This window comes from Nonomuraea ceibae (assembly GCF_019396325.1).
Lineage (GTDB): Bacteria > Actinomycetota > Actinomycetes > Streptosporangiales > Streptosporangiaceae > Nonomuraea > Nonomuraea ceibae.
This window is the reverse complement of record NZ_JAHKRO010000014.1, coordinates 76,404-90,942: the sequence shown is the minus strand read 5'-3', so window position 1 is coordinate 90,942 and position 14,539 is coordinate 76,404. Positions and strand designations below refer to the sequence as shown.

At 72.6% G+C, this 14,539-nt stretch carries 15 protein-coding genes; 12 read left to right on the top strand and 3 right to left on the bottom strand.

All coding sequences use genetic code 11. The features are described from left to right. Window positions 1–12 precede the first annotated feature (12 nt). The 10 genes from KME80_RS53170 (at window position 13) to KME80_RS12675 (ending at window position 10,182) form a co-directional block, all read left to right on the top strand. On the top strand, window positions 13–102 hold the full coding sequence (locus KME80_RS53170; RefSeq protein WP_357584620.1) for a putative leader peptide: 90 nt from the start codon (window positions 13–15) through the stop codon (window positions 100–102). A gap of 121 nt (window positions 103–223) precedes the next feature. Beyond that, window positions 224–2,068, top strand: coding sequence for a 2-oxoacid:acceptor oxidoreductase subunit alpha (locus KME80_RS12715; RefSeq protein WP_219504603.1), 1,845 nt, complete (start codon window positions 224–226; stop codon window positions 2,066–2,068). After that, on the top strand, window positions 2,061–3,107 hold the full coding sequence (locus KME80_RS12710; protein WP_219504601.1) for a 2-oxoacid:ferredoxin oxidoreductase subunit beta: 1,047 nt from the start codon (window positions 2,061–2,063) through the stop codon (window positions 3,105–3,107). Before KME80_RS12715 ends, KME80_RS12710 begins: the two co-directional genes overlap by 8 nt. Window positions 3,108–3,128: 21 nt before the next feature. Further along, window positions 3,129–4,067 (top strand): hypothetical protein, encoded by a 939-nt coding sequence (locus KME80_RS12705; protein ID WP_219504600.1) that lies wholly within the window; start codon window positions 3,129–3,131, stop codon window positions 4,065–4,067. 12 nt (window positions 4,068–4,079) lie between these two features. Then, window positions 4,080–4,961, top strand: a complete 882-nt coding sequence (locus tag KME80_RS12700) for an NAD-dependent epimerase/dehydratase family protein (RefSeq protein WP_219504599.1) — start codon at window positions 4,080–4,082, stop codon at window positions 4,959–4,961. A gap of 75 nt (window positions 4,962–5,036) precedes the next feature. Beyond that, entirely contained in the window at window positions 5,037–5,699 is a 663-nt protein-coding gene (locus tag KME80_RS12695) for a polysaccharide deacetylase family protein (RefSeq protein WP_219504598.1), read from the top strand. Further along, entirely contained in the window at window positions 5,699–6,619 is a 921-nt protein-coding gene (locus KME80_RS12690) for a glycosyltransferase family 2 protein (protein ID WP_219504597.1), read from the top strand. Before KME80_RS12695 ends, KME80_RS12690 begins: the two co-directional genes overlap by 1 nt. 5 nt (window positions 6,620–6,624) lie before the next feature. Then, window positions 6,625–7,614, top strand: coding sequence for a GNAT family N-acetyltransferase (locus KME80_RS12685; protein WP_246644691.1), 990 nt, complete (start codon window positions 6,625–6,627; stop codon window positions 7,612–7,614). An 86-nt stretch (window positions 7,615–7,700) separates the two neighbouring features. Then, the gene (locus KME80_RS12680) at window positions 7,701–9,008 is read left to right on the top strand and encodes a nucleotide sugar dehydrogenase (protein WP_219504596.1); all 1,308 of its coding nucleotides are present in this window, start codon (window positions 7,701–7,703) and stop codon (window positions 9,006–9,008) included. Continuing rightward, window positions 8,998–10,182, top strand: coding sequence for a glycosyltransferase family 4 protein (locus tag KME80_RS12675; RefSeq protein ID WP_219504595.1), 1,185 nt, complete (start codon window positions 8,998–9,000; stop codon window positions 10,180–10,182). The genes KME80_RS12680 and KME80_RS12675 overlap by 11 nt, the downstream gene beginning before the upstream one ends. Here the strand turns inward: KME80_RS12675 and KME80_RS12670 are convergent. Next, window positions 10,155–11,000: a glycosyltransferase family 2 protein gene (locus KME80_RS12670; protein ID WP_219504593.1), complete on the bottom strand. Its 846-nt coding sequence runs from the start codon at window positions 10,998–11,000 to the stop codon at window positions 10,155–10,157. The genes KME80_RS12675 and KME80_RS12670 overlap by 28 nt on opposite strands. A 26-nt stretch (window positions 11,001–11,026) precedes the next feature. On the opposite strand from KME80_RS12670, the gene KME80_RS12665 reads away from it, so the two are divergent. Continuing rightward, the gene (locus tag KME80_RS12665; protein WP_219504591.1) at window positions 11,027–11,575 is read left to right on the top strand and encodes a dTDP-4-dehydrorhamnose 3,5-epimerase family protein; all 549 of its coding nucleotides are present in this window, start codon (window positions 11,027–11,029) and stop codon (window positions 11,573–11,575) included. 12 nt (window positions 11,576–11,587) lie between these two features. After that, window positions 11,588–12,493 (top strand): hypothetical protein, encoded by a 906-nt coding sequence (locus tag KME80_RS12660; protein WP_219504590.1) that lies wholly within the window; start codon window positions 11,588–11,590, stop codon window positions 12,491–12,493. On the opposite strand, the gene KME80_RS12655 is transcribed toward KME80_RS12660, so the two are convergent. Together KME80_RS12655 and KME80_RS12650 are read right to left on the bottom strand one after the other, a co-directional pair. Continuing rightward, window positions 12,442–13,809: an O-antigen ligase family protein gene (locus KME80_RS12655; protein WP_308125727.1), complete on the bottom strand. Its 1,368-nt coding sequence runs from the start codon at window positions 13,807–13,809 to the stop codon at window positions 12,442–12,444. The two genes, KME80_RS12660 and KME80_RS12655, sit on opposite strands and share 52 nt — an antisense overlap. 3 nt (window positions 13,810–13,812) lie before the next feature. Beyond that, on the bottom strand, window positions 13,813–14,523 hold the full coding sequence (locus tag KME80_RS12650) for a hypothetical protein (protein ID WP_219504588.1): 711 nt from the start codon (window positions 14,521–14,523) through the stop codon (window positions 13,813–13,815). Window positions 14,524–14,539 lie beyond the last annotated feature (16 nt).

Sequence of the window (14,539 nt, the reverse complement as noted above, 5' to 3'; positions counted from 1 at the left end):
TAGTTGGCGGCTGTGACCCGAACCGTCCTCTTCGAACGTCTGCATGTGGATCTCTGCAGGCTCGCGTCAGGGCTGTGTCGTCGTTCTCCCACCTCTCCCTGAATTCCCACCGCGTCTACCCGCTTCGCGCGGGTGGCAAACGCGTGACCTCCCGAGGATCTAGCATGGAACAGAGAACGCGCCAGAAGCGACCGCGCCCCGGCGCGTCGAGGAGGACTGAGCTGTGACGAAGCAGGTCCAGCAACTCGATCGCGTGATCATCAGGTTCGCCGGAGACTCCGGCGACGGCATGCAGCTCACGGGCGACCGGTTCACCGCCGGCACCGCCGAGTTCGGCAACGACCTGTCGACGCTGCCCAACTTCCCGGCGGAGATCCGCGCCCCCGCCGGCACCCTGCCGGGCGTGTCGAGCTTCCAGCTCCACTTCGCCGACCACGACATCCTCACGCCGGGCGACGCGCCGAACGTGCTGGTGGCGATGAACCCGGCGGCGCTCAAGGCCAACCTCGGCGACCTGCCGAGGGGCGCCGACATCATCGCCAACACCGACGAGTTCACCAAGCGCAACCTGCAGAAGGTCGGCTACGCGGCCAACCCGCTGGAGGACGACTCGCTCGGCGAGTGGCGACTGCACGCGGTGCCGCTGACCTCGCTCACGGTCAAGGCGCTCGAGGGCTTCGACCTGTCCAAGAAGGACGCCGAGCGCTCCAAGAACATGTTCGCCCTCGGCCTGCTGTCGTGGCTCTACCACCGGCCGACCGAGCAGACGATCAAGTTCCTGGAGCAGAAGTTCGCCAAGAAGCCGGAGCTGGCCAAGGCCAACATCGCGGCCTTCCAGGCGGGCTGGAACTACGGCGAGACCACCGAGTCGTTCTCCGTCTCCTACGAGGTCAAGCCGGCCAGGCTGGCGCCGGGCGTCTATCGCAACATCTCCGGCAACCAGGCACTGGCCTACGGGCTGATCGCGGCGAGCGTGCAGTCCAAGCTGCCGCTGTTCCTCGGCTCCTACCCGATCACCCCGGCCAGCGACATCCTCCACGAGCTGTCCAAGCACAAGCGGTTCGGCATCCGCACCTTCCAGGCGGAGGACGAGATCGCCGGCGTCGGCGCGGCGCTGGGCGCGGCGTTCGGCGGCGCGCTGGGCGTCACCACGACGTCCGGGCCTGGCGTGGCGCTCAAGGCCGAGACGGTCGGCCTGGCGGTCACCACCGAGCTGCCGCTGATCATCGTCGACGTGCAGCGGGCCGGGCCGAGCACCGGCATGCCGACCAAGACCGAGCAGACCGACCTGCTGATGGCCATGTTCGGCCGCAACGGCGAGTCGCCGCTGCCGATCGTGGCGCCGATGTCGCCGAGCGACTGCTTCGACGCGGCCGTCGAGGCGGCCCGGATCGCGGTCAAGTACCGGACCCCGGTGATGCTGCTGTCGGACGGCTACCTGGCCAACGGCTCCGAGCCGTGGCGGCTGCCCGAGGTGTCCGAGCTGCCCGACATCTCGCAGGAGTTCACGACCGAGCCCAACGGCGAGGACGGCGCCTTCCTGCCGTTCAAGCGCGACCCGGAGACCCTGGCCCGCCCCTGGGCCATCCCCGGCACCGCCGGCCTGGAGCACCGGATCGGCGGCATCGAGAAGGCCGACGGCACCGGCAACATCTCCTACGACCCCAACAACCACGACCTGATGGTCCGCACCCGGGCCGCCAAGATCGACGGCATCGACGTGCCCGAGCTCGCGGTCGACGACCCCGACGGCGACGCCAAGGTGCTCGTCATCGGCTGGGGCTCGACCTACGGCCCGATCGCCGCCGCCGTGCGGCGCATCAGGAAGAGCGGCGGCAAGGTCGCCCAGGCGCACCTGCGCCACCTCAACCCGCTGCCCGCCAACACCGGCGAGGTGCTCAAGAGCTACGACAAGGTGCTGCTGCCCGAGATCAACCTCGGCCAGCTCGCGCTGCTGCTCCGGGCCCGCTTCCTCGTCGACGTCATCAGCTACAACCGCGTGCGCGGGCTCCCGTTCAAGGCGGAAGAGCTGGCCGGAGTCATCCAGGACGTGATCGACAGTGACTGAGCTTGTCAACGGGAAGGGCCTGTCGCTCGTCCCCAAGACCGACGCCAAGCAGGGCCTGAAGGACTTCAAGTCCGACCAGGAGGTGCGCTGGTGCCCGGGCTGCGGCGACTACGCGATCCTGGCGGCCGTGCAGAGCTTCCTGCCGGAGCTGGGGCTCAGGCGCGAGAACATCGTGTTCGTCTCCGGCATCGGCTGCTCGTCGCGCTTCCCGTACTACCTCAACACCTACGGCGTCCACTCGATCCACGGCCGCGCGCCGGCGATCGCGACCGGGCTGGCGGCCAGCCGGCCCGACCTGAGCGTGTGGGTGATCACGGGTGACGGCGACGCGCTGTCGATCGGCGGCAACCACCTGATCCACGCCCTGCGGCGCAACGTCAACCTCAACATCCTGCTGTTCAACAACAGGATCTACGGCCTGACGAAGGGCCAGTACTCCCCCACGTCCGAGGTCGGCAAGATCACCAAGTCGACGCCGATGGGGTCGCTGGACAAGCCGTTCAACCCGATCTCGCTGGCGCTGGGCGCCGAGGCGAGCTTCGTGGCGCGCACCATCGACTCCGACCGCAAGCACCTGCAGTCGGTGCTGCGCGAGGCCACCGCCCACCGGGGCGCCTCGCTGGTGGAGATCTACCAGAACTGCAACATCTTCAACGACAACGCCTTCGAGCAGCTCAAGGATCCGGAGATCCGCGACGACATCACGCTGCGGCTGGAGCACGGGCAGCCGATCGTGTCGGCCTCCAAGGCCGTCGTCAGGAGCGCCAACGGCGGCATCGAGGTGGTCGCGCGCGACACCGTGACCGAGGACCAGATCCTCGTGCACGACGCGCACCACCCCGACCCGTCGGTGGCGTTCGCGCTGTCGCGGCTGGACGAGCCGGCCTTCGAGCACGTGCCGGTGGGCATCTTCCGTCAGGTCGACCGCCCCGCCTACGACGTGCTGATGTCCGAGCAGCTCGACGAGGCGGTGGCCCAGCAGGGTCAGGGCGATCTGGGCGAGCTGCTCATGGGCGGCGACACCTGGCGCATCGGCTGATTCCTGCGCGACGATGCCGGGGTGGCGAAGACGTGGTCGTATGTCATAGCCGCGGTCGCCGCCCTGGCCCTCGCCGTGACGATCGCGCAGGGGCTCGGCGAGCCCTCGGGTGAGGCCACCCCGAGCCCAGCGCCCGTGAGCCCCACGTCCCTGCATCCCGCGCCCGTGCGCACCGTCCCGGCGGGGTTCCCCGACGCGGCCTCCACCGGCGTCCGGCCCGGCACGAAGCTCACCGTCGTCACCGGCGACCAGGTCTTCGCCACGGACGGCGAGGTCGTCCAGGGCCGGGAGTTCCGCGGTTTCGTCGAGGTGACGGCGCGCGGCGTGACCTTCCGCGACTGCGTCTTCCTCGGCGGCGTCGCCGACCGCACCCGCCCGCTGCTCGACACCGAGCACGCCGCCGACACGGTGATCGAGGACTCGGAGTTCCGCGCGGCGCATCCGTCACCGTCGATCGACGGCGTCTGGGCGGCCCGCACGAAGATCTACCGGTCGGAGTTCTCCGGCACCGTCGACGGCGTCAAGGCCCACACCGGCACCCTCGTCCAGGACTCCTACATCCACGACCTGAGCTGGTTCGGCAGCGACCCCGACCAGGACGGCGGCCCCACGCACAACGACGGCGTCCAGGCGTTCGCCGAGCAGACCGGCGTGAGGCTGGTGCGCAACACCATCGACCTGTCCACCACCACCGACCCGAACGCGGCCGTCCAGTCGTCGGCCGACGACCTGCGGGTGGAGGGCAACTATCTCGACGGCGGCGCGTGCGTGGTCAACATCGACCACACGCCGCTCGGCCGCCCGCTCAAGGGGCAGCGCGTCACCGGCAACCGGTTCGGCCGCGGCTCCGCGCACGACTGCCCGGTCCTGCTGAGCACCCGCGCGGAGCTGGTCAGCGGCTCGGGCAACGTCTGGCACGACACCGGCGAGCCGATCCCGGAGCCGGAACGACACGACTAGCGGGAGAGCGACATGTGGCAGGACACGCGGGTGCTCGTCACGGGGGCGACCGGGTTCATCGGCGCCCATCTGGTCAGGCGGCTGGACGGGCTCGGCGCGCGGGTGCACACGGTCAGCCGCCGCCCGCAGGACGGGCCCCGCGCCCACCGGGCCGACCTGAGCGACGCCGCCGCCACCGCCGCGCTGGTCGCCGAGGTCGCGCCCGAGGTCGTCTTCCACCTGGCGAGCGAGGTCACCGGCGTGCGCGACCCGGCCGTGGTGGCGCCCACGCTGGCGGGCAACCTCACCGCCGCCGTGAACCTGATGACCGCGCTCACCGGCACGCCGGTGCGCAGCGTGGTGCTCGCCGGCTCGGTGGAGGAGCCGCGCGACGGCCTGCCGCCCGGCTCGCCGTACGCCGCGGCCAAGGCCGCCGCGACCGGCTACGCCCGCATGTTCCACGCGCTGTGGCAGTTGCCGGTCTCGGTGCTGCGGGTGGCGATGGTGTACGGCCCCGGGCAGCCCGACACGGCGCGGCTGGTGCCGTACGTGACGCTGTCGCTGCTGCGCGGCGAGGAGCCCCGGCTGACGTCCGGGACCAGGATGGTGACCTGGGTGTACGTGGACGACGTGGTGGACGCGTTCGTGCTGGCCGGGGAGGGCGGGAAGGCGGCCGGGGAGGTGCTCGACATCGGCACGGCCGAGCCCGTCTCCGTCCGCGAGACCGTGGAGCTGCTGGCCGGGGTGGTGGGCGGGCCGGCCCGGCTCGCGTTCGGGGCGGTGGACGCGCGCCCGCTGGACCGCACGCAGCGCTCCGACATCGGGCCCGCCGAGCGGGTGCTCGGCTGGCGGCCGTCGACCGGGCTGGAGGAGGGGCTGCGCCGCACGGTCGCGTGGTACGCCGAGCACCTGTAGTGGTACGCCGGCGCCTGTAACGGTCTAATCAGGGCCGCGATATCACTCCTGGCGGCTTTCTCACCAGGGGGCGGGATGCGGGCGGTAACCAACCTGACCGTGCACGGGATCGGGGAGGCGCCCCGCGAACTCGATCCGGGCGAGGACCTGACCTGGGTGAGCGTGGCGCAGTTCGAGCAGGTCATGGACGCGGTCGCCGGGCGGCCCGACGTGCGCGTCACGTTCGACGACGGCAACGCCTCCGACGTGGAGATCGCGCTGCCCCGGCTGGTGGAGCGCGGGCTGAAGGCCGAGTTCTTCGTGCTGGCCGGGATGCTCGGCGAGCCGGGCAGGCTCGACTCCGAAGGGGTGCGCGAGCTGCTGGGGGCGGGCATGCGGATCGGCTCGCACGGGTGGGCGCACCGCGACTGGCGCGCGCTCGACGCGCGGCAGGCGGCCGAGGAGCTGTCGGCGGCGCACCGGCTGCTCGGGCAGCTCACCGGGGAGCCGGTGTCGAGGGTGGCGATCCCGTTCGGCTCCTACGACCGCGACGTGCTGCGGCGGCTGCGGCAGGCGGGCGTCACCCGGGCCTACACCAGCGACGGCGGCCGGGCCCGCGCCGACTCCTGGTTGCAGGCGCGCAACAGCCTGCGCAGCGACCTCGACGGCGGCTGGATCTCCCGGGTGCTCGGCGGCGGGCCTTCGCTGCCGCGCCGGGCGGCCAAGCTGGCCATGCGGCTGTACAAGCGGGTGCGCTGATGCCCAGGGTCGCCGTGGTGATCGTCACCTACAACAGCGCGGACGTGCTCGAAGGCTGCCTGGCGTCGCTGCCCGCCGGGGCCGAGGGTGTGGAGCTGGCCGACGTGGTCGTGGCGGACAACGCCTCCAAGGACGGCTCCACGGCCATCGCCGACCGCGCCGACCTTCCGGTCAAGGTAGTGCAGCTCGGGCGCAACGCCGGTTACGCGGCGGGGATCAACGCCGGGATCGCGGCGCTCGACCTGGACGGGCTCGACGCCGTGTACGTGCTCAACCCGGACTGCCGGCTGCGCCCCGGGGCGATCGCGCCGCTGGTGGCGTGCCTGGCCGAGCATCAGGCGGGGCCCCGGACCGGCATCGTGGCGCCGTACATGGTCAATCCGGACGGGTCGCTGCAGCCGTCGCTGCGGCGGGCGCCGACGGTGGCGCGGGCGCTCGTCGAGGCGGTGATCGGTGGCGACCGGGCCGGGCGGCTGGGCTCGCTGGGCGAGCTGGTGACGGACCCGCGCGACTACGCGCGCCCGGGGGCGTTCGCCTGGGTGACGGGGGCGGCGATGCTGCTGTCGGCCCGGATGGTGCGCGAGGTCGGGCCGTGGGACGAGTCGTTCCTGCTCTACAGCGAGGAGACGGACTACTGCCTGCGGGCCGCCGACCTGGGCTGGCGCACCTGGTACGAGCCCGCGTCGGTGATCGAGCACATCGGCGGCGACTCCGGCGTCAACCCGATGCTGGCGGCGATGCTGGTGGTCAACAAGGTGCGGCTGTATCGCCGGCGCAACGGCGTGGTGGCCGGGGCGGCGTACTTCGCGGCGGTGCTGGCGGGCGAGGCGGTCCGGGCGCTGGCGGGCCGCCGCACGGCGCGGGCGGCCGTGACGGCGCTGCTGCGCCCGTCGCGCCGGACGAAGGCGCTGCCCCAGTGATGCGGATGGTGGCGTTCGACCGGCTCGGCACGGCCGAGCTGGACGCCTGGCACGCCCTGCACGCCGGCAACCCGGCGCTGGACAGCCCCTACTTCCACCCCGGTTTCGCCGCCGCCGTGCACGCGAGCGGGCGGGAGGTGCGGGTCGCCGTCGGTGACGGCGTGCTGGTGCCGCACCACCGGGAGGGCCGGACGCTGCGGCCGGTCGGCTGGCCGGGCGCGGACTTCCAGGGCCCGGTGCTGGCGGCCGGGGCCGCGTTCCGGCCGCTGGACCTGCTCGGGGGCGGGGCGGCGGCGTACGCGTTCGACCACCTGGTGGACGGGGCGCCCGGCTTCGAGCCGTGGGTGATCTCGCGCAGGCCGTCGCCGTACCTGGACGTGACCGGCGGGCTGGACGGCTACCTGGGCCGGGCCTCGCGCAGCGGCAGGGACAACATGGCCCAGGCCCGGCGCCGGGCCGGCAAGGCGGCGCGCGAGCACGGCGAGGTCCGCTTCGAGGCCGAGTCGGCCGACGCCGACGCGCTGGCCCAGGTGATCGCGCTGAAGCGGGCCCAGTACGCGGCCACCGGGGCCAAGGACCACTTCGCAGAGCCGGACCGGGTGCGCCTGCTGGAGAGCCTGCTGCGCACCCGCGACCGGTCGTTCGGCGGCGTGCTGTCGACGCTGCACGCGGGACCGCGGCTGCTGGCCGCGCACTTCGGGCTGCGCGCGGGCGGGGTGCTGCACTGGTGGTTCCCGGTGTACGACCCGGAGTTCGCCCGGCTGGCTCCCGGCTGGATGCTGCTGCGCGAGCTGGTGTCGGCCGCGCCGGCGCTCGGCGTGACGCGCATCGACCTGGGCCGGGGCGAGGACGAGTACAAGCGGCGGGCCAAGACCGGCGAGACGCAGGTGTGCCAGGGCGTGGTGACGCGCAACCCGGTGCGCCGGGCGGCAGCGTCGGCGGAGACGCGGGCGCGGGCGTTCGTGAGAAGTGTCCGGTCCCGGACAGGTCAGTAACGTTCCAATCGGCATGCCCGACATATCCGTTGGAGGCGGGGGGAAATGATCGCTGCCCTCCACGGTCCAATCGGCGGAGGGCAGCTATGCGGATCAGCGTCTTCGGGCTCGGCTACGTGGGGTGCGTCTCGGCGGCCTGCCTGGCCTCGATGGGCCACGAGGTCGTCGGCGTCGACGTCAACCCGGTCAAGGTGGACCTCATCAACGACGGCCGCGCCCCCATCGTGGAGGAGCGGATCGGCGAGCTGGTGGCGAAGGCCGTGGCGGACGGCACCCTGCGGGCCACCACCGACGCGGCCGAGGCGGTGGGGGCCGGCGACGTGTCGCTGGTGTGCGTCGGCACCCCGTCCGCGCCGAACGGGAGCCTGTCCACGACCTTCCTGGAGCGGGTCGCCGAGCAGATCGGGCGGGCGCTGCGGCAGCGGCACGTGGTGGTGTTCCGCTCCACGATGCTGCCGGGCACCTGCGCGGACCTGCTGGTGCCGATCCTGGAGCTGGCCTCCGGGATGCGGGCCGGGGTGGACTTCGGCGTGGCGGTCAACCCGGAGTTCCTGCGCGAGGGCAGCAGCGTGCGCGACTTCTTCGCACCGCCCAAGACCGTCATCGGCGAGTCCGACCCGGCGGCCGGGGACGTGGTGGCCGCGCTGTACGAGGGGCTGCCGGGCGAGGTGTTCAGGGTGCCGATCCCGATCGCCGAGATGACGAAATATGCGGATAACGCGTTTCATGCGGTGAAGATCGGGTTCGCCAACGAGTTAGGCGCGGTCTGCCAGGCCCTGGGGCTCGACTCGCACCAGGTCATGGACGTGTTCCTGGCGGACCGCAAGCTCAACGTCAGCCCCGCCTACCTGCGGCCGGGGTTCGCCTTCGGCGGCTCGTGCCTGCCGAAGGACCTGCGCGGCCTCGTCTACGCCGCCAGGAAGGCCGACGTGGCCGTGCCGCTGCTGTCGCACGTGCTGCCCGCCAACGACGCGCACCTCCAGCGGGCCTTCGACCTGGTGACCGCGCCCGGCAGGCGGAAGATCGGGCTGTTCGGGCTGTCGTTCAAGCCCGGCACCGACGACCTGCGCGAGAGCCCCCTGGTCGAGCTGGCGGAACGGCTCCTGGGCAAGGGCTACGACCTGCGCATCTACGACGCCAACGTGTCGCTGTCGCGGCTCATGGGCGCCAACCGCGCCTACATCGCCGAACGGCTGCCGCACCTGGGTGACCTGCTCGGCGACTCGGTGGAGGACGTCCTGGCGCACGCGGAGGTGTGCGTGGTCGGCTCCACCGACCCCGCCGTGCTGGAGGCGATGGAACGGGCCGACGGCAAGGCGATCGTCGACCTCGTGCGGATGCCGGGCGCCGCGGCGCACCGCCACAGAAGGGACTACGCGGGCATTGGCTGGTAGAGCGCTCATCCTCGTCGAGAACCTGTCCGTGCCCCTCGACCGCCGCGTGTGGCAGGAGTGCACCGCCCTGCGCGAGGCCGGCTGGGAGGTGCACGTCATCTGCCCGCAGGGCGCCAAGCAGGACACCGAGCCCGAGGCCGTGATCGACGGCGTCCACATCCACCGCTACCCGCTGCGCGCCGCCACCGGCGGGCCCGCCGGCTACCTGCGGGAGTACGGCTCGGCGCTGTGGCACACCTTCCGCATCGCCCGGCAGCTCGGCCGCTTCGACGTGGTCCACGGCTGCAACCCGCCCGACCTGTTCTTCCTGGTCGCGCTGGCCATGCGGGGCAAGGGCACGCGGTTCGTGTTCGACCAGCACGACCTGGTGCCCGAGCTGTACCTGTCGCGGTTCGGGCGCGGGCGCGACCGGCTCTACCGGGCCGTGTGCTGGCTGGAGCGGCGCACCTACCGGGCGGCGCACGTGGTGATCGCCACCAACGAGAGCTACCGGCAGGTCGCGATGACGCGCGGCGGCAAGAAGCCCGGCGAGGTGTTCGTGGTGCGCAGCGCCCCGGTCGTCGAGCGCTTCCACCAGGTGCCGCCCGACCCGTCGGCCCGGCGCGGCAAGCCGTACCTGCTGTGCTACCTGGGCGTCATGGGGCCGCAGGACGGCGTCGACTACGCGCTGCGCAGCCTGGCCAAGCTGCGCGACGAGCACGGGCGCGACGACTGGCACGCGGTGTTCGTGGGCGGGGGCGACACCTTCGACGCGATGGTGGCGCTCTCCCGCGAGCTGGGGCTGGGCGAGCAGGTGGAGTTCACCGGCCGCATCCCGGACGAGGACCTGATGCGCTACCTGTCCACGGCCGACGTGTGTCTGTCACCGGACCCGCTCAACCCGCTCAACGACGTCTCCACGATGAACAAGGTCATGGAGTACATGGCGATGGCCCGGCCGATCGTCTCCTTCGAGCTGCGCGAGGCGCGGGTGTCGGCGGGCGAGGCGGCCGTGTACGCACCGGCCAACGACGAGTCGGAGTTCGCCAAGCTGATCGCCCGGCTGCTGGACGACCCGGCCGAGCGGGAGCGGATGGGCGAGATCGGCAGGCAGCGGGTGGCGGGGCCGCTGTCGTGGGAGCACTCGAAGGCGGCGCTGCTCCGGGCCTACGACGCGGCCGTCGGTTCGTTGTGACGGCTGCTCGCGTCCGTGCCCCAGTCCTGCCGGTCGCCGCGCAGCCGGGTGAGGAGGCGGTCGACGGCCAGGACGGCGAGGTAGCAGGCGACGTTCAGCGGGCCGGCGGCCCCGGAGCGGATCACGCGGCGCAGGCTGCCCGCCTCCAGCGGGCGCAGGGGGCGGCCCAGCGCGGCGAGCTGCCGGTTGCCCTGCCGGACCCGGACCCGCCTGGCCAGGTGGGCGCGGACCGTGCGGGCCGGGCGGACGACCGAGCGGGCCCCGGTGACCACGACCCGCTCGTCCCCGGTGAAGAAGCTGTCCACGTAGCCGTCGTCGGAGATCACGTCCGGCAGCGGGAAGACCCGGCTGTGCCCTTCGGCGGTGAGCGCGTACACGCCCACACCGGCCAGCGCGCGGCCCGGCCGGATCAGCGCCTCGTGCACGGCGAGCACCCGGCGGACCAGCGGGCCGACGCCGGTCAGGTCCCACGAGACCTGCGGCGCGCACGCCAGCACGCCCGGCGAGCCGGCCGCCGCGACCAGGGCGCGCAGGGACCCGGCGTCGAGTCGCACGTCGGCGTCCAGGTAGACGCGCGGGAACGTGCGGCAGGCGGCGTCGCCCAGGCGCAGCGCGTGCGCCTTGCCCGGCGTCGCCGTCTCCAGCACCCGCACCCCCGGCCGGGCGGCGGCCCGCGCGGTGCCGTCGGAGCAGCCGTTGGCCACCACGACCACGTCGAACTCGCCGGGTTCGGCGCCGGCCAGCAGCGTGTCGAGGCCGGCGGCGATGACCGCCTCCTCGTTGTGCGCCGGGACGACGACACTGACCGTCGGCTTCATCAGACCGCCTTGAGTAAGGACGACACATGCGAGTGGATCGGGGCGAGATCGAGGGCGTGCTGCTGTTCAAGCCCGCGCCGCACCGGGACGGGCGCGGCCTGTTCACCCGGACGTTCGACGCGGCGGTGGCCGCCGGGGCGGGGCTGAGGCCGGAGGCGTTCATCCAGGACAGCCAGTCCAGGTCGCGCCGGGGCGTGATCCGGGGCCTGCACGGCCGGGCCGGGAGCGGCGAGGCCAAGCTGGTGCGCTGCGCCCGGGGCGCGATCCACGACGTGCTGGTGGACGCCAGGCCGGGCTCGCCGACGTTCGGGCGGCAGATGGCGGTACGGCTGGACGACGAGGAGTTCGTCACCCTGTACGTGCCTCCGGGGCTGCTGCACGGCTTTCAGGCGCTGACCGAGCAGGCCGACACCTGCTACCGCATCGACCGCGAGCACGATCCGGCCGAGGATCTCGCGGTCCGCTACGACGACCCGGATCTGAAGGTAGCGTGGCCCCTGCCGCCCACCGAGGTCAGCGGGCGCGACCTGAGCGCGGGCTCGTGGGCCGAGCTGCTGCGCCGGCTCGGCGGCTGAGAGGTGACGGCGATGCGCGTGCTGTTCGCGGCTGTTGCGGTGCTCGTGCTGACGGCGTGCCAGGCCACCCCGGCCGTGCGGCCGTCGGACCCGCCGGTGGCCGCCCCCACCCCGTCGCCGGGCATCGTCCGGCCCGACGGCAGCTCCTGCCCCGACCACCCCACCCCGGCCTGCACCGGCGCGCCCAAGGCGGTCAAGCTGACGCCGGTCGCGCCCAACCTCGACGGCGTCGCCTACCGCGTCAAGACGCCCGGAGCCGTGCTCGACGGCGTGCACGTCCCCGGCCCGCTGGTGATCCACGCCGACGACGTGACGGTCCGCAACAGCGTGATCGACGGCCACGTCACCAACGCCGACGGGGCCAAGACCTTCCGCTTCTCCATCTCCGACACCACGGTCGGCACCACGAAGACGTGCGGCCCGCTGCCCGCGATCGGCCAGGACAAGTACACGGCCAGCCGGGTGCTCGTCCAGGGCCACAGCGACGGCTTCCGCGTCTCCGGCGACGACGTGCGCATCAGCGACTCGTTCGTGAAGCTCTGCTCCAACCCCGGCGACCACTCCGACGGCATCCAGGCGTACGTGGGCGGCACCGGGCTGCTCTTCCACCACAACACCGTCGACCAGCGCGCGGCCAAGGACATCACCGCGCCGATCTTCCTGGTGGACGAGAAGTCGCGCGACGTCGTCGTCACCGACAACCTGGTGATGGGCGGCACGTTCAGCATCCAGGTGCGCAACGCGAGCGGCAAGCAGGTGGTGCGCGGCAACAAGCTCGTCGACAAGTCGTGGGTGTACGGGCCCGTCGACTCCGAGTGCGGCCGGACCGAGTGGGCGGGCAACGAGCTGGTCACCATCGACGCCGATTATCGGGTCACCTCGATCGTCGGCCCGCTGCGCTGCGAGGGCGCGAGCTGATCCTCCTTGACCGCGCGCAGCAACGCCCCGGCGGCCCCGACCAGCACGAACGACAGCCCGGTGACGGTGGCGAACGACAGCAGGTCGAAGGTGAACGACCCGACGAGCGGCACCACCAGGCAGGCGGCGACGGTCAGCCCGAGATCCCGGGTGCCGGGGTCGGCGCTCAGGTGGCGGGCCCGCAGCGCGGTGCAGAACGCCACCACGAACAGCGCGGCGAACGCGAGCGTGCCGACCAGCCCGGTCTCCACCATCGACAGGATGTACTGGTTGTCGAAGATCTGGTGCTTGGGCGCGTACCAGGTGCCGAGGCCGCGGCCCAGCCAGAAGTGCCTGCCGATCTCCTGGGCGGCCACCGCGTAGTCGTGCGTCCGGTACTGGATGCTCTCGTCGTTGGACAGGTTGGAGAACAGCCCGAAGATGGCGCCGAGCAGCTCCGGCACGGTGACCCAGATGACGACGAGGAACCCGCCGGCCACCGCCGCGGCCCCCAGGCGCCGCCGCGCCTGCCAGCCGAGGAACAGCACCAGCCCGACGGCCCCCAGGCTGAGCATGGCCGAGCGCGACACCGAGAACATCAGCCCCAGCCCGATCAGCAGCGCGCACGCCCACCAGCGCAGCGACGGCTCGGCCCGCATCCGCGCCTTGGTCGCCAGGTGCACGGCCAGCGGGAGCAGCATCGCCGTCGTCACGCCGAACTCGATCGGGTGGCCGGTGGTCGCGGCCACCCGGCGCAGGTCGGCCCGTTCCAGCACGAACGAGTCGCCCTCCGAGGTGTAGCGCAGGATCGGCAGCTCCAGGAACCGGGTCAGGTCCCAGTGCAGGACGAACTGGAAGGCCCCGATCACCGAGATGATCGCGCCGCCGACGACCAGCGTCTTGATGACGAAGTCCAGCCGCCGGAACCCGCGTACGCCGTCGCACATGGTCAGCCCGATACCGACGGACGCGATCGCCAGCACGAACGCGTGGTCGGTCAGGTTGAGCTCGTCGGAGTCCATGTAGCCCCAGGTCGAGAACCCGTAGGTGGCCAGCATGGCGGTGAAGTAGGCGAACAGCGCGGTGCGCACCGGGTTGCGGCCCTTGGCGACGCCGAGCGTGAGCGTGAACTGCGCGCACAGCCAGAGCAGCGCCGCCGCCAGGCTGACGACGTTGGCCGGGGTCAGCGACAGCGGCAGGTACTTGAGCACGAGCCGCGCGGGCACGACGAGCAGCGCCAGGGCGAAGACCACCGCCACGGTCGCCCCGTCGGCCCTCCCAGCGAGCGGCGACCGCGCGCCCAGCGGGCCGATGCCCGCGACGGAGCCGGTGGCCACGCCTCAGGCTCCCTTGCCGGCCGTGGCCGGCTCCCGTGCCTCGCCGGCGGCCTCCGGCGCGGGCCGTCGCCGTCGCAGGCGGCCGGAGACGCTCTCCGCCGCGAACGACGCGCACAGGGCGGCGATCAGGCCCAGGCCGAGCGCCGCCGCGGCCGAGCGGAGCTTCCTGCCCTGCTGCGGCACCGGCGTGGTCGGCGGCACCGCCTCGCTCGTCGTGATGTACGTCTCCTCGGGCGCCTGCACCTGGCGCTGGCGCTTGTCCAGCTCGCGTCTGGTCCGGTCCAGCACCTTCAGCGTGATCGCGGTCGCCGCCTCCGGCGTGAGGCTCTCCCCCTCGACGAACACCAGCGGCCCGGTGGCCAGCGACTCCAGGTTGTTGGTGCCGTTCGTGACCGCGTACTTGGTGTCGCCCTCCGCCGTGCCCATCTCGGCGACCATGTCGGGCGTGCTCATCGCGCTGATCAGCATCGAGGCGGCGACGCTGAGCCCGTGGTCGAAGTTGAGCAGCGGGTTCACCCGGGGAATCGGCTGGTCGGGGTGCGGTGGGAGCACGCCGCCGCTGGTCGGCGCGGTCAGCACCAGCACCGCCGTCGTCGTGTAGGTGGTCGGGACCGTCGAGTACGCGTAGAACGCCCCGCCCACAGCCAGCGCGAACGCCGGTAAGGCGACGAACCACCGCCGCAACAGGACGAGGATGGTCCCCCAGAAATCCACGCGCCCTCCCCTGCGA